We start from the raw sequence: 26494 nt of genomic DNA, 5'->3' as shown, positions 1-26494 counted from the left end.
GTAGAGGGTGAGCCGCCGGAACATCCGACACCGTTGCTCGCCGACGAAGCGCGGCTCAACGCGCCGCAGAACTCGTTCATCGTGCGCGTCCCCAACAACATCTACACAACGCAGCTCGACAAGGTGAAGGCCATTGTGGAGCAATACAGAATCCTTTCAAAAACTCCGATTTACACCCCAACAAACTCAAGCAATGAACAGAGCGGAATATTTATCAACGGCGGTCGCAAACGGTGGCAATGGCCTGTATCCATTATCGACGCAGGGGCTGTCGTTCATACAAGACCAGATTACCTTTTTACAGGCATTCGCAAGGATAGGCGGTAAACGTTACATCCTGCTCGCACCTACGGCCACCGCCGACGGCGTTGTGGTGATAGACGGCGAGGTGCTGCGCTTCAAGGCCGCAGCCAAGCCGGGCAACGGCATTCAGATCCGGGAGACAACCGAGAACATCGTGGCCGACGGCACGACCTACCGCGAGGCGCGGATTTACCGTTACGCCGAATATGTGCCGACATATACAAAGAACGTGCCGGGATTATATCCGGCCTCCGGGTTCTCGATGATAGAAACCAACGACCAGTTGGCAAAGAAACTGCTCGACTACACCGCCGTCAACAGCGACCTCGCCAAGAAACTCACCGTATTGTCTACCGACAGCCTCACCCGCGTTCAGTTGGACGCGCAAAAGGACAACGTGCGTCTTAACTGCCGCAAGGGGTGTTTCGCTCTGAACGGCGCGGAGGAATACACGATCAACGTCTACCGCCACAGCGCGAACAACATCACGCAGGAACAGATCCTGCCCGACCTGCGCCGCTACGTCCGCTATTGGAACAGCGCGGCAAAGACGTGGGGAGGTTTCTACCCGGTTACGGAAAACCTGCATATCGACGTTAAGGTTGTGAAAGGATCGACCGTCTATGTGCGCCACGGCTTTATCCCGGAGGGGGTTCAACTTGTGCTGCTCCGCAAGAAGAAACGCAGCCGAAAGCGTCGTTCCGGCGGCACGACAGGCACAAACGCCGCATGGAAAGGGAAATCCATGCTCCGGCAACCGAAGAACCAATACGTGCATTACAAGGGCGTGATACTCTCCACCTCCTCACCTAACAACTGGTATGTGCCTAAGTGCATAGGCGTAACCGACAAGGAGGACAATGCCCTTATCGGAAAGGAACTCGGATCTGTCTGCTCGGATATGATTGTGGCAAGCGGGAGTCTGTCAGAAATCGCCGCCGGGAACGGACTCTACAAAGTGGTCGGCACTCGCGTCAAGGCCTCCAAGAAAGGCACGAAGCCCAAGACACAGGCTTGCTGCTATGCGCGGATCGCGTTGCAGTTTGCCGCAGCCGGGAAGACGTTCAAGAGCGCGGGCGGCGAGATGGCGCGTATGAAATACCGCCTTTGGTTTCATCTCGACAAGAAGACCAACAAGACCGTGGTGCGCCGTGGGTTCTCTGCCGATTAGGGACAAAAAAAGAGGGGCGGTTGAAAAACTGCTCCTCTAAAAACCCCGGCGGTCGTAACTCATTATATGCTCTGTTGTGAAATCTTGTAGGTTGTCGCTGACTAATCCAGTCGGTGCTTCGTTCAAAATCATCTCAACGGGGTCTATAAGACGCTCAATCCCTGCTGTCGGACGCGGCCATTGCCGCGATAACTTAGTGTGAGAGGGAATCGCACATGCCGCACACACCATACACTATCTTGAAATCGAAATCGCAAAACTGTCGAGGGTGTAATGCATGGCGCAAAGATAACCGTTAAATTCTTAACCCCAATAAAACAGCCGATGAAAAAAACAGAATAACAGAAAACATACGTCGGTGGGCAATAAAAAACAGCCCCCGACCAGATAGTAAAGGCGGCAACCACATACTATCACAAAGACGCGATACCCCGCGCAGTCGAGGGCTGTATAAGCCTTTTGACCGCAGGGCATCGCGTCTTTGTATGTGGTTGCCACTGCAAAATTACGCAAAAGGGGCGAGATAACCAACCGTTTCACAAACTATCAAACCCCATTTTATGCTGAATGAATGACAGCAACAGTCTCCCGACGGAGATTTACAAGGAGACCTCCTCGCTCGGACGGCTTCTGATAAAGCCTGTTGACAAGGCCACCGCAAAGGAAATGATTGTCAAGAACCACTACTCCCACAAATGGAACGACGGAGGTTTCGGTGTCTACAACTTCGGAATCTTCCGCGCCGACGAACCCGACCGCTGCCTCGGCGTGGCCGTCTACGGCTACATGAAGAATCCAAAGGCGCGCCTGTTCACGCACCCCAATCCCAAAGCGTGGATGTGCGAACTCAACCGTATGTGGATAGATGATGAACTCGGCCACAATGCCGAGAGCATTCTGATAGCCGCCTCGATCAAGCTGCTGCGCCGCCTTGACCCTAACCTCGTGGCCGTGCAGAGTTTCGCCGACGGTCGCCTCGGCTGCGGCACTATCTACAAAGCCGCCAACTTCCAGTATTACGGCTTTCACCTCACCAAGTTTCTGCGTAACAGGCGCAGCGGTGAGATGGTACACGAACAGATATTCACCAACTCAACATCGCCGTCGGGCTTTCTACGCGCCAATGTCGGGATGCTGATAGGCGATTTTGAAGTGTTCCACGTCAAGACCTACCGATACATTTACGCGCTCGACAAGCGTTTTCGGTGCGTAAAGCCGCAGCAACCTTATCCGGCATACGACAAAGGGATGGAAGCGACCGAATGGAAGCGCGACCGCTCGAAAATGATAGAAAGATGCGTCGGAATACTTACGAAAATGGCCGCAGATTCGGTGTGAACGCGGCCAAGATAACAATACAAAGGTAGTAAAAATCCCTCAAACCGCAAAAAGTTTGAGGGATTATTTTGCTGTAAAAATAACTATTTTTCAACCGATTAAACAGCGTTTGAGCGATGATTGAACGGCGGTCAAACAGACGCGCCCGAAATGGCCGGAAAACACCAAAAAATGTACTTTTCGTTTTTCAAAATTGCACTTTTCGTTTTGCCGATTATAATTGGGTAACAACAACTTCCGCTCGGTAATCAAAACATTCAAGAACCACGCCCCAACAATCCTGAACTATTTCCGTCGTCGTGCGACCAATGCCTCTGCCGAGGCATTCAACTCTAAAGTCAAAATATTTCGCTCACAAATGCGTGGTGTCCGGGACCGCGACTTCTTCATCTTCCGATTAGTCAAACTCTACGCCTAAAAATTTAACACTTCTAATTGCCCAATTTAACATATGCACCGTGCTTTCGGCTTGAGCCGAAATTACTACTTTTACTCATGGTTATTCATGGATTGTTTGGCGACACCAAAATAACCATTTAGGGCTGACTCCTGCAATAGGTGTCAGCCCTAATTTTTCAATCGCTCAAAAAAAGTTTAGCGGACAGTAATATTAGAAAAATTCTGTAAGGCCGTTTCATCTGGGCGTATCCGCATAGAAAAACAGCCGGCTTCGCTCGGATTGTGAGCGAAGCCGACCTTATAAGAACCACGCCGGAGGAAGATGATGAAACTCCGAATGACAGGATTTGAGTGCTCGCCGACCTTTGTAATCCTCCGGGCAATTACGCCTCCCCGAAAGGGGATGAGGCCCGCCATCGGGCGACTAAGCTTGTCTCGGTATTTCAAGAATAATTGATGAGTTTCCCAATCGTGCTCCGGCGCGGGATTTTTTAGCTCTCTTCAATTTTACAACACAAAGTTATACTATTTCGTTTGATTTTCCAAATGGAATTTTCATAAATCCGCTAAATTTTTCCATCCATAAAATTTTGCAAGGATATGAATCCGATGGCTCTCAATGACATATAAGTCACCCGCTGATAATGTCGGTCCGTTACCATATTTTATTGTTTTTTTTCAACTCAGAGTAAAGCGGATCACTGTTTCCATGCCGGAGGCGGCTGCCATAAATGATGATATGGCGTGACGGTCTGTGCTGGAGTGCTTGTTTGTCATCAGAATATGTCAGCGCTGTGATATAGGCATCGGTATTCCATCCGTCCGGATTGATCCATGAATTCATGTGCATAATCCGTCCGTCGGCAAGCTGGTTGATATAGACATCTGTAATTTTACCGTGTGACTTGATTCTGACTCCGATCCAACCGTCACCCTTGCGGCGTTCGATCTCTGGCTGGCTCTCAGGATCAAGGATGAGTGCGGTCCCCCCTTTCACCCGGTCATGGCGTTTGGGCAGATGGAATGAATAGTATGGCTGATCGCCTTTATTGTCCTCTCCGGGAGCATTGTGGATTTCCCATGTCATATTGGAGGGATAATCATGGATGAAATCTGACGGAGCCAGAGTTTCGGGGTAGAGCTGGCGGAGCACTACATGAGCTTTCCCGTTTCTGATGTCAAGATCAACCCCTTTTTTGACAGTTGTGCCGATAGGATGCCACAGCCACTGATAGGAGCCTTCTTCATGGCTCGCAAGATCGTCAATGACAAGTATGATATCGTCAATCCACAAAAAACTTCGCAGATAGCGGTTAAAACGGTCGGAATTTGGCCCTGTAGTTTCTGACGACAATATCATTACTCCGTATTTCATAACCAGCCAGAATTCAAATGCCGGCCGATATGCTACCAATAATCAGGCTACTGATACCGAGGCTTATTATTGGCGCTATCTCCCAAGTCTCGCCAATGAGAATGTAAGAAGGTGTTTCATAACAAGAGTTAAAATCTGAGTGGTGTATCTTTTAGATAAATTGTTGGAAGGGAGGAAGAAGCATAGCGAGCTATGCGACTGACGAGCTTCAACAATTTAGCAAAAGAGACACCAAGGCTCAGGTAACTCAAAATTTTTCACAAATGGAATACTATATTTACAAAAAGACAATACAATCGCCTCCGAAAGCTTTGAGCGTCTATGGCTCTTCATCTCAGTCACATAGCTCGCTATGCTCCTTCAATTCAGAGCCATATCCATCTCAAATCTTTCGCTCGAATTTTAACTATTGCTATGAAACACCCTCTAAGCCCTACAGCCACTCCTGACTGGAGTGAAGAATTTGAACTCCCATCCTCGTTTGCAAACAACAAATCGTTCAAGTATAACGATCAGGATGCGTGGGGCTTCTCTTATCTTGGCATCAGACTCAACCACTCTGCAGATAATGCCGGCGCGGCTCAGGGTGTCCTTGGCAATGATGCGACTGCCACATTCAATTATATAGGTGTTACATCCATTTCAAAACTCGGTTATGATTCTGCCGGGGAGTTTAGGGCTGCTACAAGTGCTGCAATCGGGAAAAAAGTAAAGGCATATATAGAAAGCGAACTTGAAGACACAACTACAGGTATAGAATCAATTGTCTCTGACAACGGAGTCAGAATCCACACTTCCGGCCGGATGATTTTTGCTGACGGCGTGAGCCGGATCAAGGTCTACAATATGGCCGGGATGAAAGTTGCCGATGCTGCTGATTGTGTTCGCGTAGCTCCGGGTCTTTATATAGTAAAGGCATATGGTGAAACGCAGACTGTAGTCCGCAAAGTTGCGGTCAGATAATCAGCCGGCTTGTTAAATAATAATTAAGGTAAATAAGATTGCAGGCAATATTTCGTTCGTCGGTGCGTGGCAGATTTCAAATGCCGCGCACCGTAATTTTTTAGGAAGCTGCTCTGATAGATGTGATAGCTTAGTCTCCGCAACTGTCAAGACCGAGTTGCTCAAGTTCGTCAATGTCATCAGGCTCGACCGTACATCCGTCGGAGTCAGGATAAACGGCTATTTTGATGACGTTTTCGCGGCGTTGTTCGAATAACGAATAGGCCTCGCGTATTCTGCTCAGCGGATAGCGGTGAGTGATGAGTGGTGTAGTGTCGATTTTACCTTCGGCGATCAGACGGAGAATTTTGTCGCATTTACAGCCGTCTACGCCTCCGGTCTTGAACGTGAGATTTTTGCCATACATATCGGGGAGAGGCAATATCTGAGGCTTGTCATATAGAGCCACTATGGTCACAATGGCGTTGGGGCGCGCTGCCCTCCAGGCCATTTCAAAAGATGTATCCGTTCCGGCCACTTCGATCACCCGGTCTGCTCCTCTTGATTCGGTCAGCCTGCTGACATCCTCAAGACATCGGGCCGGATCAGTGACAAACACCTCCGGATGATGTTTCCTGACAAAATCACGACGCGCGTCATCTGTCTCGCATACAATTATATGGCGTGGGTTATAGAGGCTGACGCATTGCAGGGTGCAGAGGCCTGTCGGGCCGGCACCGATTATGAGCACTGTATCGTTTTCTGAAATCTCTGAAATTCCGGCCGCCCAATAGCCTGTGGCAAGGATGTCACCGGTGAAGAGGGCCTGCTCGTCGGAAACGCCTGCGGGTATTGGTGTGAGACAATTGTCGGCAAACGGGACTCTGACATATTCAGTCTGTCCGCCATCGATCCTGCATCCCAGAGCCCAGCCTCCATTTGGATCCTCGCAGTTGTTGACCCAGCCTCTACGGCAGAAGAAACACTCCCCGCAGAAGGTCTCTACATTGACCGCAACCCGGTCGCCCGGTCTGACAGAACTTACTTCCGGTCCGACCGACTCCACTATGCCTACCATCTCATGGCCTACGGTTATGCCGGGCTTTGCCTGGGGTACGGATCCATGCAGGATATGCAGATCCGATGAACAGATGCTTGACAGTGTCACTTTCACTATCGCATCTTTCGGATCAGTGATCTGAGGCATCTGTTTCTCGGTAAGTTCGAATCTCCCTTTTGAAATATATGTGAGCGCTTTCATTTTTCGGTTTTGACTGAATTGTTTTCTGCTGTTTCCAGTTGTCGGCTGACAGATGTGACAGCAACCGCAAAGTTAAAAATAAAAATTGAAACCGGGCCATGAATCATCGGCAAGGCCTCTGTCTCATGCCCCGGATTCAGAATTTATGGATGTATGCGGATTAGAGTAGAATCTCTCCTATTTATTGGTCTTCCGCTTGTCCCACAACGGATGGGCAGGATCTTCGGCTGTGAGTGCCTCGGCTAGGTCTATGCCGAGTGCTTCGGCAAGCATCCTGCCATATTCAGGATCGGCATTATGACACGCGCGTGTGTGGCGCTGCTTTATGAATAGCGGCACTCCTTCCATCTGCGCCGCGGTGTTCTGGCAGGTGGCAAGCTTGTCGGTGTCTGACATCAGCCGCCATAGTTTGCCGGGCTGAGTGTAATAGTCATCGTCATATTCCCGTTCGTCATAATCATAGGCTTCCCCCTGGAGTTCCAGCGGCGGTTCTTTAATTCCCGGATTGTCATGCCATTCCCCGAAGCTGTTGGGTTCGTATGTGATAGTCGATCCATAGTTGCCGTCGGTGCGCATCTGTCCGTCGCGATGATAGGCGTGAGCCGGACACTTCGGCTGATTGACCGGAATGAGATTGTTGTTGACTCCGAGGCGGTAGCGTTGAGCATCGCCATACGAGAAAAGGCGTCCCTGAAGCATTTTGTCAGGCGAAAAACCTATGCCATCAACTATATTGGCGGGATTGAAGGCCGCCTGCTCGATCTCGGCGAAAAAGTTTTCAGGGTTGCGGTTCAGTTCAAGAATTCCAACGTCGTGCAGTGGGAAGTCTTTGTGATACCACACTTTGGTCAAATCAAACGGGTTGATGTGGTACTTTTTTGCCTCCTCTTCCGTCATCAGTTGTATCTGGAGTTTCCAGCGGGGGAATTCGCCGCGCTCAATGGCCTCGAACAGATCTCTCTGATTCGACTCGCGGTCTTTGGCAATGATGGCCTCAGCCTCCTGGTCGGTCAGATTTTTTATGCCCTGAAGGGTGCGGAAGTGGAATTTTACCCATATGCGCTTGTTGTCCTTGTTGATGAAACTATAGGTGTGGCTCCCGAATCCGTGCATGTGGCGGAATGAGGCCGGAATGCCGCGTGGCGACATTGTTATTGTGACCTGATGAAGGGCTTCCGGCAGGAGAGTCCAGAAGTCCCAGTTAGCCGTCGGATTGCGCATCCCGTTACGCGGGTCACGCTTGATGGCATGATTCAGATCAGGGAATTTGAGAGGATCGCGCAGGAAAAATACCGGGGTGTTGTTGCCGACGAGATCCCAGTTGCCTTCATCAGTGTAGAATTTCATGGCGAAGCCACGGATATCGCGCTCTGCATCAGCGGCTCCGCGTTCTCCGGCTACAGTGGAAAATCTTACAAGGCAAGGTGTCTGTTTGCCTATTTCTGAAAAAATAGACGCGCGGGTGAATTCTGTAATGTCGTTGGTGACGGTGAAAGTGCCGAAGGCGCCTGAACCTTTGGCATGCATACGCCTTTCCGGTATGACCTCTCGGTCAAAATGGGCTATTTTTTCAAGATACCAGGGATTTTGAGCTGTGACGGGGCCTCGCAGACCTGCGGTCTGGACATTCTGGTTGTCGGCGATCGGGCGCCCGTTTTCAGCGGTGAGTCTTTTCTTGTCCATACAATCACAATGAGGGGTTAAAGGTCAGTAAAAGGGGTTCTTAAACATTTGCTTAAACGATCGGGCGTCCCAAATGGTTTGCTGGCTCAGGACATAAAGAAATGGAAAAATCGTGAAAAGTGGTAATTATTACCGCATTTCGGGGTTTTGCAAAGACTGCCTGACGTGCTAATTTTGCACTTGACAAACAGATTGTTAAACCAACAGCACATGAAGAAAATGAAAAAAGCAGTTTATCTCATCTTATTCAGTGTACTGACAGCAAATTCTCAAGTTATGGAAAATCCGAACACAATCATGTCTCTTGCTCCGGTGGAGCAACTGGCGCTCACACAAGAGTGGGACAAGGTATTTCCGAAAAGCGATAAAGTGGATCACCGGAAGGTTACATTTGTCAACCGCTATGGCATCACGCTTGCAGCTGACATGTACACTCCGAAAGATGCTGCCAGAAAGCTTCCTGCAATAGCCGTTAGCGGCCCGTTTGGAGCTGTCAAGGAACAGTCGAGCGGACTATATGCCCAGCAGCTTGCAGAGCGAGGATTCATCACAATTGCTTTCGATCCGTCATTTACCGGAGAAAGCGGCGGCCGCCCGCGGCGTGTGGCTTCGCCTGACATAAATACCGAAGATTTCTCAGCGGCGGTTGACTTCCTGTCGGTGCAGCCGGATGTCGATTCTTCACGGATCGGAGTTCTCGGCATCTGCGGATGGGGCGGTATAGCCATCCAGACGGCCATCAACGATCCGCGTATCAAGGCCACGGTCGCATCGACAATGTATGACATGACCCGCGTTGCAGCCAACGGATATTTCGATACCGACAATTCGGCTGAGAAACGTAACGCAGCCCGCGCATCACTTGCGGCACAGCGCACAGAGGACTATCGCAACGGTTCCTATAAGCGTGCCGGTGGGGTGGTGGACCCTCTGCCCACAGATGCTCCGCAGTTTGTGAAAGACTATCATGCATATTACAAGACACCGCGTGGCTATCATCCGCGTTCCGGAAATTCAACCGATGGATGGAATGTGACATCCATACTGCCGCTGATGAACTTCAGATTTTTTGAATATGCCGGCGAACTGGAGAATGCCGTGATGATTCTGCATGGAGAGAAAGCTCATTCGCGCTATTTCGGAGAAGATACATTCAAACTGCTCTGCGGCGATAACAAGGAGTTGCTTATAGTGGATGGAGCCAGTCATTGTGACCTCTATGACAATCTTGATAAGATTCCGATGGATCGCATAGCGCAATTCTTCAGCAAGCGGATGCCTGCTGAATAACGTGTGTGAATATGGCGTTCTTCTAAAATCAGGAAACGCCCCTCATAATCGAGTAGGAGGTAAACACGGGTCAAGCCGAAAGCACGGTGCATGAATTTTGAGAAAAGTGTTAAATTTGTGGCATGAAAACCGCAGATGCAATATGGATGTGCCTGCCCGAGGGCATGGACGAACTATTTGAAATGGTGCGCTTCGAGCGCACGGAACAGTCCTATGACATATGGCTTGACGAAAAGAAGAAACTGTCTGATGAAGACTATCGTAATCCAAATATCGTAGCGCGAGGCTATACGGATTATGTAACAATACAGGACTATCCGATGCGTGGACGGCCTGTATTTCTTCACATGCGCAAGAACAAGTGGTGGGACAGGCAGACCAACGAAATCTTCAGCTACAATCTCGAACTTCCCAACGAGGAAGGAACACGACTCAGCGCCGAGTTCGTGGCTTTTTTAAAAGACGAAGGTGGAGACGACAGCCCTGTCGATTAAACAGATAGCGCAGATGTACTGCGTCAACGGCAAACATTTTGCCGACTTGTACCGCAATAAGATAAGCGGTTACGCCGACTGGTGCGAACAGGAGCTTGGCTGTGGGTTCTATTTCAACGCCGATAATATCGGCCCTTACATGAGTCTTGATGAGACGTGTCTGAGCAACGGGGAGGTATGGACGTTCCTGACCAACAAGGACGGCCACGGAGGCAAGGGAACACTTGCGGCAGCCATTCCCGGAACAAAGAGTGACGAAATTATATCCATACTCATCGGAGCTATGGAGAAATCAATCAGACGCAGGGTCAAGGAAGTGACCTGCGATCTCTCGCCATCAATGATGCTCATAGCCGCAGAAGTGTTCTATAACGCCCATGTAGTCAACGACCGTTTTCATGTCCAACAGGTCTATAATGAGGCCGTTGACGAAATCCGCATTGACATTCGCCGACAGCTCATCGCAGAGGAAAACAACCGCAACAAGTCCGAACCGCCGGTAACGTACTCCAACGGAGAGACCATGCGCCAGATACTGGCCCGCAGCAAACACACTCTGATGATGTCGCAGAACAAATGGACTGACATACAGCGCCATCGTGTCAACATACTGTTCAAATACTATCCAATGTTGAAGGCTGCATACAGCCTTGCGATGGAGCTGCGCAAGATTTTCAACGCTAAAATCTCACCGACAAAAGCCATGGGGAGGATGAACAAGTGGTATGAAAAGGTAATGGCATTGGGTAACAACAACTTCCGCTCGGTAATCAAAACATTCAAGAACCACGCCCCAACAATCCTGAACTATTTCCGTCGTCGTGCGACCAATGCCTCTGCCGAGGCATTCAACTCTAAAGTCAAAATATTTCGCTCACAAATGCGTGGTGTCCGGGACCGCGACTTCTTCATCTTCCGATTAGTCAAACTCTACGCCTAAAAATTTAACACTTCTAATTGCCCAATTTAACATATGCACCGTGCTTTCGGCTTGAGCCACTATACTCTTGACATCTCCCTTCCGCCCACCGGAAAAATCCGCTGCGCCGAAATCCCTGACTCATAATATGGACTATAAATGAAAAACCCGACTTGAAGTCGGGTTTTGAGAGGTTCCTAGCAGATTCGAACTGCTGTAAACGGTTTTGCAGACCGGCGCCTAACCACTCGGCCAAGGAACCATTGTGTGGTGGATTACGGGTGCAAAGGTAGTACTTTATTCCGATCCCTCCAAATTTTTCAGAAGGTTTTTTAATGGATACGTTAAATTTTAGTCACATTTTAATATTGATCGAACCTTGGCCTGATAGCGTTTGATGGTGAAACAAGGTGTATATTGGTTGTGTGTGAATGGTGAAGAGTTTGGCAACCGGAATGTTTTCGAATGGATTTGGCAGGGAGGTGTCTATTGATGGCGGATCATCATCATTTTGTCCTGCACTTGCTCCGCCGTCTCAGATTAAAAAAATGTATTTAAAATTTGGTTTATACTATAAACCTTATTAGCTTTGCATCCGAATAGAGAGCGGAATCGCGCGACCGCTCTTTTTTCAAAAGAAAATGGTTTATAAAATAAACCTAAAGTTAACTCTCAAAAACCTGTAAAATGGAAGATAAAAAACTAACTGAAAAAGAGAGCCTCGAAGTGATTACTTCGATGATTGCTCGCACCAAAGTCCGCTACCTCGGCAGCGGTAACATCCTGCTTATGTGGGGATACCTTGCGGTATTTACTTCAATATTGGTATGGATACTGCTCGCAGCCACACAGCAAAATGTATGGAACTGGCTGTGGTTTGCCATTCCCGTAATCGGTATGCCGTTAACTTCTATAATGGCGCGTCGTGAAAAACGAACTGATGGTGCAGTGACTTATTCCGACAAAATCACCTCTCATCTATGGTCGATATTCGGAGTATCCGAAATCGTCTTAACCTTTATTTGCCTCGGATTCTCACTCATTGGCGGTATCAAATGCTGGACTGCAATGCCTGTCTATACATTTATTGCCGCTCCCTTTGCTGAGATTGCACAAGGCCTTATCGTTAAAGAGAAATCCCTTACATGGGGCGGAATTGTCGGCTTGGCTATCGGAATGGTTTTGGTATGTTGTGCGACCGGTAAGATTCCTCTTTTAGCCAACTGGTTCATGCCCCTCTTCATTCTCTTTTGGGTTGTAATGATGATTGTTCCCGGTCATATAATTAATCATAAAGCGAAAAAGGGATGAAAGAGCTGAATCCGCTTCTACATTCGCAACTCCGGCTTGCCATAATGTCCATTCTGATGAATGTGGAAGAAGCAGATTTCGTGTATCTCAAAGAGAAAACCGAATCAACTGCCGGAAACCTCAGTGTGCAGCTCGACAAGCTATCATCGGCAGGCTATATTTCCGTAGAGAAAGGCATGGCCGGCAAACGCCCCCGCACCATCTGCTCGATAACTTCAGCCGGGCGAAATGCCTTTGAGGAATATGTCGATGCGCTGAAATCTTACCTTAATTTGTAGACAGACGGAATTTCCTAGATATATGATCAATATAGATCAATGTCTGTGTGCCAATGTCAGTTCAGGCGTGCCTCTTATGCGGAGCGCGCCTTAACTGCTTTTGTATTATCCTGAAATTTTAAACATGCCGGCGTGGAATTCTCGCAAAATTCTTTTAATTTTGTTGTGAATAAAATTAGCCATAAATTTAATAACCAAAACAGATAGTGACCATGAAGAAATCAGCGCTGTTCATCGGTCTGTCCGTTTCGTGGCTCGCAGCAGTCGCGCAAGGGCAGGGCGGAATTTCTCAGAGTGACATTGATGGCTTCCGGGCTGCCTATGCGGCAACCCCAGGCACAAAAGCCATTCACAATGCTCTTGCCAACAATGCCATCAATGCATTGGCCCTCAACCATGAGAATCTCAACAATCTTGACACCCACTTTTCTCACCGGGTTCCAAGCAAGGGTATCACCAACCAGCGTTCGTCGGGCCGATGCTGGCTGTTCACCGGACTGAATGTACTCCGTGCCCAGGCAATGACCGAACACAAACTGCCAAAACTGGAACTCTCGCAGAGCTACAACTTTTTCTGGGATCAGCTTGAAAAGTCAAATCTCTTCCTGCAGGGAGTGATCGATACAGCCTCGAAACCATTTGAAGACCGCACGGTTGACTGGCTTTTTGCCAATCCGCTGAGTGATGGAGGCCAGTACACAGGCATAGCCGACAATCTGATGAAATATGGGGTAGTGCCTATTGAGGTGATGGGCGAAACTGCGAGCAGCAAGTCTACAAGCACCATGCGCAACCTGCTTCAGTTACGTCTGCGCGAAGACGGGCTGGAATTGCGCCGCCTTGCATCGGAAGGCAAAAACTCCGACCAGTTGCTATCGCGTAAAAAAGAAATGCTCACTCAGATTTACCGCATCCTTGCACTCAATCTTGGCGAGCCGCCGGTGGAATTCACCTGGACGCGCCGTGATTCAGACGGAATGGCAGTTGATACCAAGACCTATACTCCGCAGTCGTTCTACAAAACCTATTTCGGCAACGATCTCAAAAATGACTATGTGATGCTGATGAACGATCCCACCCGCGAGTACTACAAACTCTATGAAATAGAGTATGACCGCCACGGTTATGACGGCTACAACTGGACCTATGTCAATCTACCCATCGAAGACATAAAGCAAATGGCGATAGCTTCCATCAAAGATGGCAAGGCAATGTATTTTTCATGCGATGTAGGCAAATTCATCAATAAGGATCTTGGTCTGCTTGATGAAAATAACTATGACTACGGTTCGCTTTTCGACACAAAGTTCGGAATGAATAAAGCCGACCGCATCCGAACCCATTCATCAGCATCGTCTCATGCAATGACTCTTGTGGCTGTTGATCTCGACCAGAAGGATAAGCCGAAGAAATGGATGGTTGAAAACAGCTGGGGCAGCGGAGCCAATGACGGCCACCTCATAATGACCGACAAGTGGTTTGATGAATACATGTTCCGTCTGGTTGTCGACAAAAAGTATCTGACCCCGAAAGCATCCAAGGTTCTGACTCAGCAGCCCACACTCCTCCCACCGTGGGATCCGATGTTTGCTCCTGAAGAATAATCCGGCCCGCTTATTAAAATATTGAAGGAAACGTTCCAACATATAGAATCCGCGACTCAGCTATGATGCAGAGCCGCGGATTTGCTTTTTTTATAGTCTGTAAATTATGGTCCGGAGCAATGCCCGGTCCGTCAGGCTTTACGGCAATGACGACTTCTTCAGCTTCAGCCGGTCGAAGCCGTTGCCATATACACTTCTGACGCTCGAATTTGTAACATAAGCATTCTCGTCAGTCTCTTTGACGATGCGCAGAATCTGGTAGACATCATTCTGCCGGCACCATATGAGCATCAGTTTTCTCGGTTCTCCGGTCCAGTAGCCCGTGCCGTCCCACATGCTCACTCCGCGACCGGTTTCATGCGTGATTCGATAAGCTATTGTCTCCCATTTTTCAGACAGAATGATAAACTGTATTGTCTGCTTTCCCTTGTCGATATACCTGTCAGCCAACCAGGAGTATATATATATGGCCAGCCATCCGTAGATGATGGTCTGTGTGCGTGACTGAATACGGGCCTCCATATCACCGTCGAAAGGCAGGAAAAAGGATAGTGCTACGATCGAGACATCGATTATCATCATTACTCGCCCCATGCTGATGTCGCTCACATGTGACATTATGGCCGCTACAATGTCCGTGCCGCCTGTGGTGCCGTGGTGGCTGAAATATATACCTATGCCGAGCCCAAGCATCACCGCACCCATTATCACGCTCATAGGAGCGCTGCTTACAAGAGGCGGATGAGAGGTGAAATATCCTTCCACCGATCCGATGAGCACTGACAGAAGCGTGGCTCCGAAGATGGTGCGCAACACAAACCCTTTGCCAAGATAGCGGAATCCGCAGAGCAGTAGCAGAATGTTGGTGCCATACATTACCACTGCTACCGGGAGTCTCCCGCCGGTGGCATAGAAAATCAGTGAGCTGAAACCGGCCATTCCGCCGATGACTATGTGGTGGGGGAGTATGAACACGGTGAATCCGACTGCATATATAAGTATGCCGCTTACAATAGCGATGCAGTCGCGGATATTCTGTGACAGGAACGGCTTTGCCTCCGTCCGGTCAGACTTTGCTGGTGTTGACATGGGCTGATGCTGATTTATGCTGCAAAGTTAAGGATTTCTTGAAGATATTTAACAAAATGCCCCGAACTAAGTATCTGTGCAGGCGTTTTTAAGATATAACGAACTTTTAAACGCTATAATCATCATGACTTATACACTTCCTGAATTGCCCTACGCCAATAACGCTTTGGCTCCTTCGATTTCGCGTGAGACAATCGAGTACCACTACGGTAAGCATGAAAGAACATATATCGACAATCTCAACAGACTGATCAAGGACACTCCATATGAAGATATGGAACTTGAAGAGATTATCACCACTGCTTCCGGACCGCTGTTCAACAATGCATCGCAGGCTTGGAATCACATCTTCTACTTTTTTACTTTTTCTCCCGACGGCGCGCATGAGCCTGACGGGCATCTCCGCAAGGCGATAGATGAACAGTTCGGTTCTTTCGATCAGTTCAAAAAGGAGTTTGAAGATGCAGGCGCCTCGATTTTCGGCTCCGGCTGGGTATGGCTCTCTAAAGATAAGGATGGAAAACTCTTTATCACTCAGACTTCCAATGCCGGTAACCCGCTTTGTGAAGGTCTAACTCCTCTTTTGGTCTTCGATGTTTGGGAGCATGCCTACTATCTTGATTATCGCAACCGCCGTCTTGACGCACTCAAAGAGTGGTGGAAGATTGTAGATTGGGACGTAGTCGCAAGCCGTTATCTATAACATGCGCAGAAGGCACATGCACGAACAAAAAAACAACTTTAGTTAAAGTATAAAGAATAAGCACTAAAATAAGCATAATGTGATGAATGGAGAGAGAGGCAGTCGTGAGACCCCCTCTCTTTTTTCATGCTCTTTTTTCATGCTCTTATTTCTGCGCAGATGCAGCCCGTCAAGGCTGCATCTGTATCGGCAGGCATCGCACCAGATAATCCTGTGCGGTGTTCCAGGGAATATATATAATCGAGCGTCCGGGAATAAGAGAGACCGGAGTCTCGTTAAGGTCTACTCGGAGATAATAGTTGCCTGATTCCGCTCGGAAGAGAATCATCTGGAGATTCGAAGCCATCGGCACTACGTAGAAATCACGCCAATGCATGCCTACTGTATCGAAATAGTTTGTCATGTAGTAGCATCCCGGCAGGTGCATCAGTGACAGCAGAGGCATGAGTGTCTCCGCATGTCCGAAGCGTAGCATGACACTGTAAGGATTTGCACCTGAGATAGCATCCTGGCAAGTCTTTATAAGATCAGCCAGGAGCGGAGCCGCCATTGTGGCGGGAACAGTTGACAGCGTAGAGGCTGAATGTGTCAGATAGTGATGCAGGTTTTCGATGCTCCACAGTGCATTGATCTCGCTTTCAGTCACAAACTGCGAGAGATCTGCTCCTATGCCCATAGCGCTGCAGCCGGCTATTACCTTATATACCGCTATTCCGAAATCACGGGCCTCGCCATCGGTCAGCTGATATTTGCTGCCCAGAAGTCGAGGGGCCACAGTGAGGGGTGCATGGCTGTCTACATATTCGTCATAGACTTTATGCCATTCCTCTCCGTCCATGAAGTCTTTGTATTCCGGATCGGTTTCCCAGAAGCGCACCAGCTGATTGTTCTGTCGGCCGGATGCAGTGTATATTTCTATGCGGTTGTTCAGTCGGGTCAGCTGGTGGGTAAATTCATCCATTGACATTACACAGCGAGGAACATATGATGATATCGCATTGATCTTGCGGTCTTTGAAAAGCGTAGGGAATGCCGCAAAAGCGCGCGAGGCTATGGCCCGTTGTTCGGCCATGCCGAGCGAGTCGAGCGCACCCCATCGGCCTCCTGTTCTGGCTACCACCAGATCGCAGAGTCTGAGCAGTTCTTTTCCGGCCGGACTGATGGTGCGTAACGAATCCGCCCTGTGGAGTATTCGCGAGAGTGATGTTGTGTATTTTGACGAAGACAGGAACCGGGCTCCGTGGCGTCCCACATGGTTGATGTAGACCGGAGTGAGCGAATCGGGATAGGCAAGATCTTTCACAGTCCTTGCCGGATAGGGCATGGCCGAGCCTTGGCATTGCTCCATGCTGTAGTGTGTTTCTGTCGGATCTGCCGCTATGGCAGTCTGCGTCGGAGCAATATAACTGATAATTGCAGCCGCGATAAAAAGAAGCTTCTTCATTGCTTATGACGGGACTTTTTGTTAGTTTTGTCGTTGAATTTCAAAGTGTGGAATCATTGTCAATCACAATCCTTCCAAAATTAATCAATTGATGAATAAAGACCAAAAATACAAGACCCTGGTTTCATCCGGGCGTTATGTCGAGGCAATGGCTGTGCTTTACAGTCTGCTCGAAATGAATCCCGCGGATGACCGTGTGCTTTTCGAACGGGGCAAACTCAGGTGGCGCATGGGTGACAGATCCGGAGCGATGGGAGATTATGCCAAGGCTGTGGAATTGAATCCTGACAGCCCTGCGGTTATGGCGCTGGAACAGGCGCGTGACATTGCAGACTTCTTTAATCCGGATCTGTATAATCCGTAAAATTCGTCGGTCTGACCGGTAAGAATGTCCGCATAGCCAGATTTACGCTTTTTCCGAAAGTTCAAGCCATCGCATCTCCTTTTCGTCAAGCAGATCCTTGAGCTCGGAATAACGCCGAGCCTTTTCCTCAATGTCGCTTAACTGTTCCCCGGAATTAAAGACGGTTTCGAGCTCATGGCGCTCGGCAGTAAGCCGGTCAATCTCAGCGGTCAGTTCCTCAAACTCTTTACGCTCCTTGAACGACATCTTGGCCGGACGTGAATTCTCGCGGCTGCGGCTTTTTGTCTGCGCTTCGCATTTCTGTGCGGCTTTCTGCTCTTCATTGGCCTTCTGTTCGCGCAGATATTCGCGGTAGTCACTGTAATTTCCGGGGAAGTCCTTGATGACACCGTTGCCTTCCATCACAAACAGGTGGTCTACGATGGAGTCAAGGAAAAATCTGTCATGAGAGATGACTATGACACAGCCTTTGAATTCCCTGAGATATTCCTCAAGGATGCCTAAAGTCATGATGTCAAGGTCGTTGGTCGGTTCGTCGAGAATCAGAAAGTTGGGTTGTCTGACCAGCACGGCGGCAAGGTTGAGCCGTCGCATTTCGCCTCCGCTGAGAGTTGAGATATATTTCTGTTGGTCAGCCGGAGTAAACAGAAACCGGTTCAGGAATTGCATGGGTGAAAGGCGTGTGGCGCCGTTATCAAGTACGATATCATCGGTCAGATCAGTAATCGCGTCGATAACTTTCTTGTTGGGCGGGAGCTGGAGGCCTTCCTGCGAGTAATAACCGAAGCGTACGGTTTCGCCTACATTCCACTCTCCGCTGTCAGGCGCTACGAGCCCTTGCAGCATCTTGACGAATGTCGACTTGCCTACGCCGTTGCCGCCTACGATTCCGAGCTTCTCATATCGGGCGAAAGTATAGGTAAAGTCGTCCAGTATGACTTTTTCACCGAATCGCTTGCTGATCCCCTCGGCTTCAAAGATTTTTGAGCCGATGTATGACGATCTGACATCAGTCGGGTCGATCTGTCGCTCGGTGTAATTGGCGCGGGAACGTTCCTTGAGATCATAAAACGCGTTGATCCTGTAACGGGCCTTGCCCGCGCGGGCCTGAGGCTGGCGTCTCATCCATTCCTGCTCCTTGCGCAGAGTGTTGCGAACCTTGGCGAGCTCTCCTGTCAGAGCCTCGATGCGTTCGGCGCGGCGTTTGAGGTAAAGGTCGAAGTTTCCTTCATAGGTGAAGATCTGCTGCATGTCAATCTCGATGATCTTATTGCAGACACGGTCTAGAAAATAACGGTCATGAGTGACCATCAGCAGGGTGATGCGTTGTCTGGTCAGATAGTTTTCGAGCCATTCCACGGTTTCAAGGTCGAGGTGGTTGGTCGGCTCGTCGAGAATCAGCAGATCCGGAGAGGCAAGGAAGACCTGAGCCAGTGCAGCACGTTTGATCTGGCCGCCTGACATGTGCTCCGGCATTATTCCGCAGTCGCTGATGCCAAGCTGTGACAGCATCTGGCGCACACGGTCTTCGCGGTTCCAGTCTTCGTGATGCTCTTCAGGCATTGCCGCGAGCAGATTGTCAAGAATGCTTTTCCCGGGGGCGAAATCCGGAATCTGGGCAAGAAATCCCACTCTTAAGCCGTTGCGAAACGTTACAGATCCGCTGTCAGGGGCTTCCTCTCCTGAAAGAATGCGCAGCAGAGTGGATTTTCCGGTGCCGTTTTTGGCTATGAGGCCAATCTTGTCGCCTTCGTTAATGCCGAAAGTAACAGAATCGAAAAGCATACGGTCGCCGTAGCTTTTTGTCAGATCTTCAACTTGCAGATATGGTTTCATAGGTCGAGGCAGTCATCAAGGGCTTTGGTGATTGCGGCGCGGTCGAGATGCTGTCCGATAAACACTATCTTGATCATGCGGTCACCGTAGTCGGCATCCCAGTCGCGCATGATCGACGGATCCTGTGCCACCAGCTCTTTCAGTTCGTCCTCCGGAGCTGTGGCAAACCACATCCCGGCCTCTTTCAGCTGTTTCTGGCGTCCTGCGCTCTCGAACAGATATGACATATCAGGATTATTGCCGAAATAGCAGATGCCTTTTGAACGTATGATATTTTTCGGCCACTTGCTTGCGGCGAAATAATCGAATTTGTTCAGATCGAAACCCGGACGTCGGAAATAGACGAAAGTCTCAATGCCGTATTCCTCAGCCTCTCCTTCGCTGTGGTGATGATGGTGGTGGTGACAGCCGCAGGAGCATTCAGGGCCGTGATCATGGTGGTCATGATCATGATGTTCATGGTGCTTGTGCTCATCTTCGCCGTGCTCGTGTTGGTGATGGCATTCGTCATGATGATGGTGACCGTGCTCACGTTCATGTTCTTCTTTTGCAATCTCTTCAGCCGGCTTTTCAATCTGGCTTACCCAAGCGGCCGATGTCGCCACTTTGTTGAAATCAAACATGTGGGTGTCGAGTATCGACGAAAGATCTATGTCGGCATAGTCACATTCGATTATGCGCACTCCTGGATTGAGAGCGAGCACTATTGTCCGCACTCGTTTGAGTTCTTCAGGAGTGATTTCGGAAACTTTGTTGAGGATGACTATGTTGCAGAATTCAATCTGCTGGATGACAAGATTTTCAATATCCTCATCATCATGATGGTGTGCGGTAAGATCTTCTCCGCATCCGAATTCGTCACGCATGCGGAGAGCATCGACAACTGTCACTATGCAGTCGAGCTTCGGAGTGCCGTTGCGTGTAAGCGCGCCGTCTGCCATGTAGGGAATCGAACAGATGGTCTGGGCGATAGGGGCCGGCTCGCAGATCCCGCTTGCCTCAATGACTATGTAGTCAAACTTCTTCATCGCCATTATCTCCTCTATCTGCTTGACGAGATCCATTTTCAGGGTGCAGCAGATGCAGCCGTTCTGCAGGGGCACGAGCGAATCGTCTTTTGTGTCGACGATGCCTCCGCGCTGAATCAGATCGGCGTCAATATTGACTTCACCGATATCATTGACTATGACCGCGAAACGTATGCCGCGGCGGTTGGAGAGTATATGGTTTACGAGAGTGGTCTTGCCACTTCCGAGATAGCCTGTTAGAAGAAGTACGGGAGTTTCCATATAATAATATAATATATATGTTTGGGGGGGGGAATTCTGTTTTACATTGCCGGGATTACCAGCTGATACTTACTGCTACGCCTTTCATACGGGCATTGATGGGCGGATTCAGCTTGGTCAGCGATATGTAGCCGCCGCTGATCTGGGGCCAGCGGGCAGTCAAAGCTTGTCGGATACGCCCTATGACGTGTTCAAGCAGATTGGATGGATCAGACATCACATCCTTTATAATGCCTACGGCTTCGGCATAGTTCAGCGTATGCTCTACATTGTCGCTTTCCATCGCTTCTCCGATAGGATAGCGGAGGTGGACCGTCAGTTCAAACGTGTTGCCGTTCAAGCGCTCGAAATCAAACACCCCATGTCGAGCAAACAGTTGCAACCCGTTTATTTCTATGGTTCCTTCCATCAGTGTCTTGGCGTTTTTTTGTGATTGATGTTTTAGCTCCAGCTCAGGTTTGAGCCTCGTTTGATGAATCCTTTGATCCTGTACCACAGATTATATATGGGCTCGAAAGTCATGAACCAGGGTACTGTGATCAGCAGAGATCGTGAATGGAGAGCACGAGAAGTCGAACGCCATGCAAAAGCAAGTATGAGCGTCAGACTTAGATAGAGCACTGAGGCTGCGATCAGTGGAACCAGTGACGGAAGGCCGACAAGAGCGAGCCCTATGCAGCATCCGGTGAAAATCCACCAGGCCAGAGAGCAGCTGCCGAAGAACACCCGTGACCAGGTACGCAACTTTCCGGCTGTGTACCCGTAACGCAACTTTGAAACTTTATGGGCCGGCTGAGGCTGCATTTCAGGCACTTCAACTATGGCACCCTGTGAGATTTCTACTGCGGTGTTCGCGCCGTTAGCCACTTCATTGACAAACATATCGTCGTCGCCATACTTCAGATGCAAAGTCCGTGAGAAACCCTTGTTGCGGAAAAATACCGACCGGCGATAGGCCAGATTGTGACATGTGGCGCGATACGGACGGCCTGCGAGTCCCCAGGAGAGATATTCTACGGCAGTGCGCACGGTGTCGAAGGCGTGGAGGCGCTTCCAGGGTTCCTTCACCGCTTCTTCGCTGTCAGGATCAATGGCGGCGACCGGTGCCGCATAGCCGATGACCACCTCTTTGCCCTGGCCGAAATGACGGGCCATGAGACGGAGCCATTTATCGGAAAGTATGCGGGCGTTTCCGGTGGTCAGCACAACCACTTCATGGCGCGCAGCCTTGATGCCGAGCGTCAGGGCCAGTTTGCGGCGTGAGAGCGAGCGTGATTCCAGCGGAGTGAAAGTCATGTAGAGATTGGAATAGCGTTCTTCAAGGCGGGCTATCACCTCTTTGGTTGAGGGTAGCGCTCCATCGTTGACCACGATTACCTCAAACGGGGCAGGGTAGTCCTGGTCGAGAATGGCGGGAAGCAGTGTCTCCAGATTGCGGGCATCGTCTTCAGCACAGACTATAACCGACACTCCCGGAAGTTGTGTGTCATCGGTTTCTTCGGCTGTGTTGTCAGTTGAAGCCGCACGGCCTACAATCCTGACATAGTGGCGGAAACCGAGCAGAAGATAGAAGAAGCAAACGCAGACTCCGCAGAGCAGAGCTATTATAATAGGTGTGAATTGAATTTCAAACATAATGACGTGAGCATTTTTTTCAACCTGCAAAATTACAAAAAATGCCCGAAACAACGCCCTTGACACGAAAAATTTCCTCATTTCATTAATTGACACCTGCTTCGGATCATTATTTTGCAAAATCAAGAATAATTAAGTAATTTTGCAGTTCAAATTCGACTTGAATATATGGGATTTTTTAATTTTTTCTCCCGCGAAAAAAAAGAGACTCTTGACAAGGGCCTTGAAAAGACACAGCGCGGACTTCTTGACCGTCTCTCACACGCCATCGCCGGTAAATCTACGATAGATGACGATGTGCTCGACAACCTCGAAGAGGTCTTTGTGACCTCTGATGTCGGTGTCGACACAACACTGAGAATTATCGACCGCATTCAGAAGCGTGTGGCCAGAGATAAGTATGTCGGGTCGGCCGAGCTCAACCGTCTGCTGTGCGAGGAAATAGCCGACATGCTTGCGGAAAACAGTAACGAGTCTTCGCAGGATGACTTTACTGTTCCGGCATCTCACAAGCCCCATGTGATAATGGTGGTGGGTGTCAACGGTGTCGGCAAGACTACTACCATCGGCAAAATGGCCGCCCAGTTCAAAAAAGCCGGCAACAAGGTGATGCTCGGTGCCGCCGATACATTCCGTGCCGCCGCCATTGAACAGCTTGAAGAGTGGGGCCGCCGCGCAGATGTGCCCGTTGTCAAGCAGAAACTCGGAGCCGATCCGGCATCAGTGGCGTTTGACACGCTTCAGAGCGCCATTGCCAATAATGCCGATGTGGTCATAATAGACACAGCCGGACGTCTGCACAATAAAAAGGGCCTCATGGACGAACTTACCAAGGTCAAAAATGTAATGCAGAAACTGGTTCCCGAAGCTCCCCACGAAATTTTGCTCGTGCTTGACGGCTCCACCGGACAGAACGCATTCGAACAGGCCCGCCAGTTTGTTGCGGCCACTCAGGTCAATGAGCTCGCGATCACTAAACTTGATGGTACAGCCAAAGGCGGAGTGGTCATCGGAATCAGCGATCAGTTCAAGATCCCGGTCAAATACATCGGCCTCGGCGAAGGCATTGAAGACCTCCAGGTTTTCCACAAACGCGAATTTGTCGAATCACTTTTCGGGGAGAAAAAATAATCTCCCCTTTTATTTGGCTCAATTTCTGACCGGAATCTCTCAAGCGGCCGGTCTCATATCAAAGATTGTTTGAAATGACAAATAAAATAGCAGTCATCACCCTTGGCTGTTCGAAAAACCTTGTGGATTCGGAGCGTCTGATGGTGATGCTCTCCGATGTGGGCTACGAGGTTGTCGACGCCGCCACCGAAGCCTTCCTTGAAGCCGACGGATGGAAAGGCGTCGTGATAAACACCTGCGGATTCATCGGCGATGCCAAGGAAGAATCCATTAACGAGATCCTCGCCTGGTGCCAGGCCAAAACCGATGGCCGCATCGCCGCGCTTTTTGTCATGGGATGTCTCTCCCAGCGCTATGCTTCGCAGCTTCCGGCAGAAATACCGGAGGTAGACCGCTGGTATGGCAAAACGGACTGGCCTGCGCTTGCCGTAGACCTCGCACGCCGCTCCCCGGCCACTGCTCCGTATGACCGTGTCATAACCACGCCCCGCCACCACGCCTACATAAAGATAGCTGAAGGTTGCAATCGTTTCTGCGCATTCTGCGCCATACCGTTGATAACAGGCCGCTACAAGTCGCGCCCGATTGATGAGATCATCGCGGAAGTCCGCATGCTTGTCAGTCGCGGAGTCAGAGAGTTCAACGTCATAGCCCAGGATCTTACTAACTATGGCAAAGACCTTTACGGCAAGGTAGAGATAGCGCGTCTTGTCGATGAAATGGCGGCAGTGGAAGGTGTGGAGTGGATACGTCTGCATTATGCCTATCCGAAAGACTTTCCGCTTGAATTGCTTGACGTGATGGCCCGTCGCGACAATATCTGCAAATATCTCGACATTGCGCTCCAGCATTGCGCCGATACTGTCTTGACCAACATGCGCCGCCACATCACCGGAGCTGAAACCCGCAGCCTTCTCGCCGAAATCCGCAGGAGAGTCCCTGGAATTCACATCCGCACCACTCTGATGGTAGGCTTTCCGGGTGAAGGCGATGATGAATTCGCCGAACTTCTCGATTTTGTGCGTGAACAGCGCTTTGAGCGCATGGGCGCTTTTGCCTATTGCGAGGAAGAAGACACCTTCGGCGCGCGTAATTTTGAAGATTCTATACCCCAGGAGGTCAAAGACGAGCGCCTGTCTCAACTGATGGAACTTCAGGAAAAGATTTCGCTGGAGATCCAGGAAGAGAAAGTTGGATCGGTGATGCGCGTCGTTATTGACCGTGAAGAACCTGAATTCTATGTGGGCCGCACGGAGTTTGACTCTCCTGAAGTCGATCCGGAAGTGCTTGTCTCCAAAATTTTCAGACTGGAGAAGGGCAGAACATATAATGTAAAAATAACTTCGGCTCTTCCTTTTGAACTCATGGCGGAGCCTCTTGCCGAAACATTGGACCCTGCATGAAATTCAGCGCCCAGATTTCCCAGGCCATTGACCGTTGTCTGACCGATGAGATCCCATTTGTGGCTTTTGCCATGCCGGGAGAAGCTGAGGTCTGCTTCCGTGCATCCCTGCCTGACGGTCAGTTCCGCTCGCCGGCTTTCCGCGACAAGGAGAGCGACAGCTTCTTTATAAATTTCTTTGATAACGATGAACCTTATACAGCAGGTGTAAGTTTCGACATGACGGAAGAGGAAGTCAATAATTTCCATGACCCCACCTATCATGCCCGGATCTTCGGTGACTCTATCCGTCCGCGGGTATCGTCCACATTCCGAGCAAGCTACCATGAGGCTTTTTCTGCCGTGAAACCCCGTTTGAAGAAAGATGGCGGCAAGGTCGTGCTCTCACGTCTGCGGTCGCTGTTTACTAAAAAGACGCCTCGTCTGATTGCAGAAGAGTATTTTGCCCTGACTGATTCAACATTCCGTTATCTCTGCTTTACTCCTGAAACCGGCGTATGGCTTGGCTCAACTCCTGAGGTCCTGCTTGAAAGCGACAGAGCCACAGGTCTTATCCGCACAATGTCACTCGCCGGGACACGTCCAGCCGATGAATCGGGTGACTGGGATGAAAAAAACATCCGTGAGCAGGCCATCGTGACTGACTACATCTGCCATACACTCCGCAATGCGGGTCTTGAAGTAGAAATCAGACCTCTGACCGAACGCCGTTTTCTGAATATAAAGCATCTTTGTACGCCTATTGATGCCCGCGGAGATGTCAGCATACCGGAGCTGATGTCGGCGCTCAGTCCCACGCCTGCAGTTGCAGGCTATCCGCGCGAACGGGCAATAGGGGAGATCGGACGGGTCGAGACGCATCGCCGTCATTGCTATGGCGGTTACGTCGGAGTCCGTATCGGCGGCGATTACCATGCCTTCGTCAATCTGCGCTGCGCTTTCATGGCTCCTGTCACACTGAGTGGCACCAAAGGCTGGCTCGGAAATCTATATGCAGGAGGCGGCATCATAGCCGCTTCGCAGGAAGACGCTGAATGGCTTGAAACCGAATCAAAAACCAGAGTCCTTGCATCGGTCTTCCTTGGTGAAAACGGGCATGAAGGCGAGGAAGGCTCTCGGCTCACCAGGAGCTCGGTCTCATTTCTCTCGGATCTGCCCCCTTCCGGCCATGATGACGGCCAGCCGGTAAATTCAGCCGGAATCTAAGAAATACCCCCCCATCAATCATCTTTC

General features: G+C 49.8%; 24 protein-coding genes and 1 tRNA gene. 15 read left to right on the top strand and 10 right to left on the bottom strand.

Translation table 11 applies throughout. The features are described from left to right. The first annotated feature begins 193 nt into the window (after window positions 1-193). The 3 genes from FDZ78_RS14410 (at window position 194) to FDZ78_RS14400 (ending at window position 3230) form a co-directional block, all read left to right on the top strand. Window positions 194-1474 (top strand): hypothetical protein, encoded by a 1281-nt coding sequence (locus FDZ78_RS14410; protein ID WP_136408975.1) that lies wholly within the window; start codon window positions 194-196, stop codon window positions 1472-1474. A 567-nt stretch (window positions 1475-2041) separates the two neighbouring features. Beyond that, complete coding sequence (locus FDZ78_RS14405; protein ID WP_137426219.1) at window positions 2042-2812, top strand: hypothetical protein; 771 nt, start codon at window positions 2042-2044, stop codon at window positions 2810-2812. A 220-nt stretch (window positions 2813-3032) separates the two neighbouring features. After that, on the top strand, window positions 3033-3230 hold the full coding sequence (locus FDZ78_RS14400) for a transposase (protein ID WP_137426218.1): 198 nt from the start codon (window positions 3033-3035) through the stop codon (window positions 3228-3230). 636 nt (window positions 3231-3866) lie between these two features. Here FDZ78_RS14400 and FDZ78_RS14395 read toward each other — a convergent pair. Then, window positions 3867-4586 (bottom strand): hypothetical protein, encoded by a 720-nt coding sequence (locus FDZ78_RS14395; RefSeq protein ID WP_124076398.1) that lies wholly within the window; start codon window positions 4584-4586, stop codon window positions 3867-3869. Window positions 4587-5000: 414 nt separating this feature from the next. Here FDZ78_RS14395 and FDZ78_RS14390 point away from each other — a divergent pair, with 414 nt between their 5' ends. Continuing rightward, window positions 5001-5549 (top strand): T9SS type A sorting domain-containing protein, encoded by a 549-nt coding sequence (locus FDZ78_RS14390; protein ID WP_124076396.1) that lies wholly within the window; start codon window positions 5001-5003, stop codon window positions 5547-5549. A gap of 130 nt (window positions 5550-5679) precedes the next feature. Here the strand turns inward: FDZ78_RS14390 and FDZ78_RS14385 are convergent, their stop codons facing one another. Continuing rightward, entirely contained in the window at window positions 5680-6789 is a 1110-nt protein-coding gene (locus tag FDZ78_RS14385) for an alcohol dehydrogenase (RefSeq protein WP_124076395.1), read from the bottom strand. A 177-nt stretch (window positions 6790-6966) separates the two neighbouring features. Next, entirely contained in the window at window positions 6967-8472 is a 1506-nt protein-coding gene (locus FDZ78_RS14380; protein ID WP_123398797.1) for a catalase, read from the bottom strand. A 219-nt stretch (window positions 8473-8691) separates the two neighbouring features. Here FDZ78_RS14380 and FDZ78_RS14375 point away from each other — a divergent pair, with 219 nt between their 5' ends. From FDZ78_RS14375 to FDZ78_RS14365, 3 genes are all read left to right on the top strand, one after another. Beyond that, complete coding sequence (locus FDZ78_RS14375; RefSeq protein WP_369699874.1) at window positions 8692-9762, top strand: alpha/beta hydrolase; 1071 nt, start codon at window positions 8692-8694, stop codon at window positions 9760-9762. A 122-nt stretch (window positions 9763-9884) separates the two neighbouring features. Further along, the gene (locus FDZ78_RS14370; RefSeq protein ID WP_107037111.1) at window positions 9885-10256 is read left to right on the top strand and encodes a transposase family protein; all 372 of its coding nucleotides are present in this window, start codon (window positions 9885-9887) and stop codon (window positions 10254-10256) included. Beyond that, window positions 10231-11196: a transposase gene (locus FDZ78_RS14365; RefSeq protein ID WP_237613087.1), complete on the top strand. Its 966-nt coding sequence runs from the start codon at window positions 10231-10233 to the stop codon at window positions 11194-11196. The genes FDZ78_RS14370 and FDZ78_RS14365 overlap by 26 nt, the downstream gene beginning before the upstream one ends. Window positions 11197-11366: 170 nt before the next feature. Here the strand turns inward: FDZ78_RS14365 and FDZ78_RS14360 are convergent. Further along, window positions 11367-11437: transfer RNA gene (locus tag FDZ78_RS14360), tRNA-Cys, on the bottom strand. 425 nt (window positions 11438-11862) lie between these two features. On the opposite strand from FDZ78_RS14360, the gene FDZ78_RS14355 reads away from it, so the two are divergent. From FDZ78_RS14355 to FDZ78_RS14345, 3 genes are all read left to right on the top strand, one after another. Then, on the top strand, window positions 11863-12486 hold the full coding sequence (locus FDZ78_RS14355; RefSeq protein WP_123398867.1) for a hypothetical protein: 624 nt from the start codon (window positions 11863-11865) through the stop codon (window positions 12484-12486). Then, window positions 12483-12764, top strand: a complete 282-nt coding sequence (locus tag FDZ78_RS14350; protein ID WP_123398868.1) for a transcriptional regulator — start codon at window positions 12483-12485, stop codon at window positions 12762-12764. Before FDZ78_RS14355 ends, FDZ78_RS14350 begins: the two co-directional genes overlap by 4 nt. A 212-nt stretch (window positions 12765-12976) precedes the next feature. Then, entirely contained in the window at window positions 12977-14368 is a 1392-nt protein-coding gene (locus FDZ78_RS14345; protein ID WP_123398869.1) for a C1 family peptidase, read from the top strand. Window positions 14369-14506: 138 nt separating this feature from the next. Here the strand turns inward: FDZ78_RS14345 and FDZ78_RS14340 are convergent, their stop codons facing one another. Continuing rightward, window positions 14507-15457, bottom strand: coding sequence for a YitT family protein (locus FDZ78_RS14340; RefSeq protein ID WP_107031363.1), 951 nt, complete (start codon window positions 15455-15457; stop codon window positions 14507-14509). 124 nt (window positions 15458-15581) lie between these two features. Between FDZ78_RS14340 and FDZ78_RS14335 the strand changes: the two genes are divergently transcribed. After that, window positions 15582-16160, top strand: a complete 579-nt coding sequence (locus tag FDZ78_RS14335; RefSeq protein ID WP_107031496.1) for a superoxide dismutase — start codon at window positions 15582-15584, stop codon at window positions 16158-16160. 169 nt (window positions 16161-16329) lie between these two features. Here FDZ78_RS14335 and FDZ78_RS14330 read toward each other — a convergent pair whose 3' ends face one another. Then, window positions 16330-17604, bottom strand: coding sequence for a histidine-type phosphatase (locus FDZ78_RS14330; protein ID WP_123398870.1), 1275 nt, complete (start codon window positions 17602-17604; stop codon window positions 16330-16332). A gap of 91 nt (window positions 17605-17695) precedes the next feature. On the opposite strand from FDZ78_RS14330, the gene FDZ78_RS14325 reads away from it, so the two are divergent. After that, window positions 17696-17968 (top strand): tetratricopeptide repeat protein, encoded by a 273-nt coding sequence (locus tag FDZ78_RS14325; protein WP_123398871.1) that lies wholly within the window; start codon window positions 17696-17698, stop codon window positions 17966-17968. A 42-nt stretch (window positions 17969-18010) separates the two neighbouring features. Here the strand turns inward: FDZ78_RS14325 and FDZ78_RS14320 are convergent, their stop codons facing one another. From FDZ78_RS14320 to FDZ78_RS14305, 4 genes are read right to left on the bottom strand one after another with little or no spacing between them, the layout of a single operon-like run. Then, window positions 18011-19804: an ABC-F family ATP-binding cassette domain-containing protein gene (locus FDZ78_RS14320; RefSeq protein ID WP_107031366.1), complete on the bottom strand. Its 1794-nt coding sequence runs from the start codon at window positions 19802-19804 to the stop codon at window positions 18011-18013. Next, window positions 19801-21093 (bottom strand): GTP-binding protein, encoded by a 1293-nt coding sequence (locus tag FDZ78_RS14315; RefSeq protein WP_123398872.1) that lies wholly within the window; start codon window positions 21091-21093, stop codon window positions 19801-19803. Before FDZ78_RS14315 ends, FDZ78_RS14320 begins: the two co-directional genes overlap by 4 nt. A gap of 55 nt (window positions 21094-21148) precedes the next feature. Continuing rightward, the gene (gene folB, locus FDZ78_RS14310) at window positions 21149-21502 is read right to left on the bottom strand and encodes a dihydroneopterin aldolase (protein WP_107031368.1); all 354 of its coding nucleotides are present in this window, start codon (window positions 21500-21502) and stop codon (window positions 21149-21151) included. Between the two features lie 32 nt (window positions 21503-21534). Continuing rightward, a complete protein-coding gene (locus FDZ78_RS14305; protein ID WP_168182105.1) occupies window positions 21535-22728 on the bottom strand; it encodes a glycosyltransferase family 2 protein in 1194 nt (397 codons plus the stop codon). A 168-nt stretch (window positions 22729-22896) separates the two neighbouring features. Between FDZ78_RS14305 and ftsY the strand changes: the two genes are divergently transcribed. From ftsY to FDZ78_RS14290, 3 genes are all read left to right on the top strand, one after another. Continuing rightward, window positions 22897-23859, top strand: coding sequence for a signal recognition particle-docking protein FtsY (ftsY, locus tag FDZ78_RS14300; RefSeq protein ID WP_123398874.1), 963 nt, complete (start codon window positions 22897-22899; stop codon window positions 23857-23859). Window positions 23860-23933: 74 nt separating this feature from the next. Continuing rightward, window positions 23934-25262, top strand: coding sequence for a 30S ribosomal protein S12 methylthiotransferase RimO (gene rimO, locus FDZ78_RS14295; RefSeq protein ID WP_124075625.1), 1329 nt, complete (start codon window positions 23934-23936; stop codon window positions 25260-25262). Beyond that, complete coding sequence (locus FDZ78_RS14290; protein ID WP_124075624.1) at window positions 25259-26467, top strand: chorismate-binding protein; 1209 nt, start codon at window positions 25259-25261, stop codon at window positions 26465-26467. The genes rimO and FDZ78_RS14290 overlap by 4 nt, the downstream gene beginning before the upstream one ends. The last annotated feature ends 27 nt before the right edge of the window (window positions 26468-26494 follow it).

The organism is Duncaniella sp. B8 (assembly GCF_005304985.1).
Lineage (GTDB): Bacteria > Bacteroidota > Bacteroidia > Bacteroidales > Muribaculaceae > Duncaniella > Duncaniella muris.
This window is presented reverse-complemented; position numbering and strand designations above follow the sequence as displayed.

Excerpts from the sequence above, each read along its gene's own strand:
- FDZ78_RS14410 (WP_136408975.1), top strand. The coding sequence starts at position 194 with ATGAACAGAGCGGAATATTTATCAACGGCGGTCGCAAACGGTGGCAAT.
- FDZ78_RS14405 (WP_137426219.1), top strand. The coding sequence starts at position 2,042 with ATGAATGACAGCAACAGTCTCCCGACGGAGATTTACAAGGAGACCTCC.
- FDZ78_RS14395 (WP_124076398.1), bottom strand. The coding sequence starts at position 4,586 with ATGAAATACGGAGTAATGATATTGTCGTCAGAAACTACAGGGCCAAAT.
- FDZ78_RS14390 (WP_124076396.1), top strand. The coding sequence starts at position 5,001 with ATGAAACACCCTCTAAGCCCTACAGCCACTCCTGACTGGAGTGAAGAA.
- FDZ78_RS14385 (WP_124076395.1), bottom strand. The coding sequence starts at position 6,789 with ATGAAAGCGCTCACATATATTTCAAAAGGGAGATTCGAACTTACCGAG.
- FDZ78_RS14380 (WP_123398797.1), bottom strand. The coding sequence starts at position 8,472 with ATGGACAAGAAAAGACTCACCGCTGAAAACGGGCGCCCGATCGCCGAC.
- FDZ78_RS14375 (WP_369699874.1), top strand. The coding sequence starts at position 8,692 with ATGAAAAAAGCAGTTTATCTCATCTTATTCAGTGTACTGACAGCAAAT.
- FDZ78_RS14370 (WP_107037111.1), top strand. The coding sequence starts at position 9,885 with ATGAAAACCGCAGATGCAATATGGATGTGCCTGCCCGAGGGCATGGAC.
- FDZ78_RS14355 (WP_123398867.1), top strand. The coding sequence starts at position 11,863 with ATGGAAGATAAAAAACTAACTGAAAAAGAGAGCCTCGAAGTGATTACT.
- FDZ78_RS14350 (WP_123398868.1), top strand. The coding sequence starts at position 12,483 with ATGAAAGAGCTGAATCCGCTTCTACATTCGCAACTCCGGCTTGCCATA.
- FDZ78_RS14345 (WP_123398869.1), top strand. The coding sequence starts at position 12,977 with ATGAAGAAATCAGCGCTGTTCATCGGTCTGTCCGTTTCGTGGCTCGCA.
- FDZ78_RS14340 (WP_107031363.1), bottom strand. The coding sequence starts at position 15,457 with ATGTCAACACCAGCAAAGTCTGACCGGACGGAGGCAAAGCCGTTCCTG.
- FDZ78_RS14335 (WP_107031496.1), top strand. The coding sequence starts at position 15,582 with ATGACTTATACACTTCCTGAATTGCCCTACGCCAATAACGCTTTGGCT.
- FDZ78_RS14330 (WP_123398870.1), bottom strand. The coding sequence starts at position 17,604 with ATGAAGAAGCTTCTTTTTATCGCGGCTGCAATTATCAGTTATATTGCT.
- FDZ78_RS14325 (WP_123398871.1), top strand. The coding sequence starts at position 17,696 with ATGAATAAAGACCAAAAATACAAGACCCTGGTTTCATCCGGGCGTTAT.
- FDZ78_RS14320 (WP_107031366.1), bottom strand. The coding sequence starts at position 19,804 with ATGAAACCATATCTGCAAGTTGAAGATCTGACAAAAAGCTACGGCGAC.
- FDZ78_RS14315 (WP_123398872.1), bottom strand. The coding sequence starts at position 21,093 with ATGGAAACTCCCGTACTTCTTCTAACAGGCTATCTCGGAAGTGGCAAG.
- folB (WP_107031368.1), bottom strand. The coding sequence starts at position 21,502 with ATGGAAGGAACCATAGAAATAAACGGGTTGCAACTGTTTGCTCGACAT.
- FDZ78_RS14305 (WP_168182105.1), bottom strand. The coding sequence starts at position 22,728 with ATGTTTGAAATTCAATTCACACCTATTATAATAGCTCTGCTCTGCGGA.
- ftsY (WP_123398874.1), top strand. The coding sequence starts at position 22,897 with ATGGGATTTTTTAATTTTTTCTCCCGCGAAAAAAAAGAGACTCTTGAC.
- rimO (WP_124075625.1), top strand. The coding sequence starts at position 23,934 with ATGACAAATAAAATAGCAGTCATCACCCTTGGCTGTTCGAAAAACCTT.
- FDZ78_RS14290 (WP_124075624.1), top strand. The coding sequence starts at position 25,259 with ATGAAATTCAGCGCCCAGATTTCCCAGGCCATTGACCGTTGTCTGACC.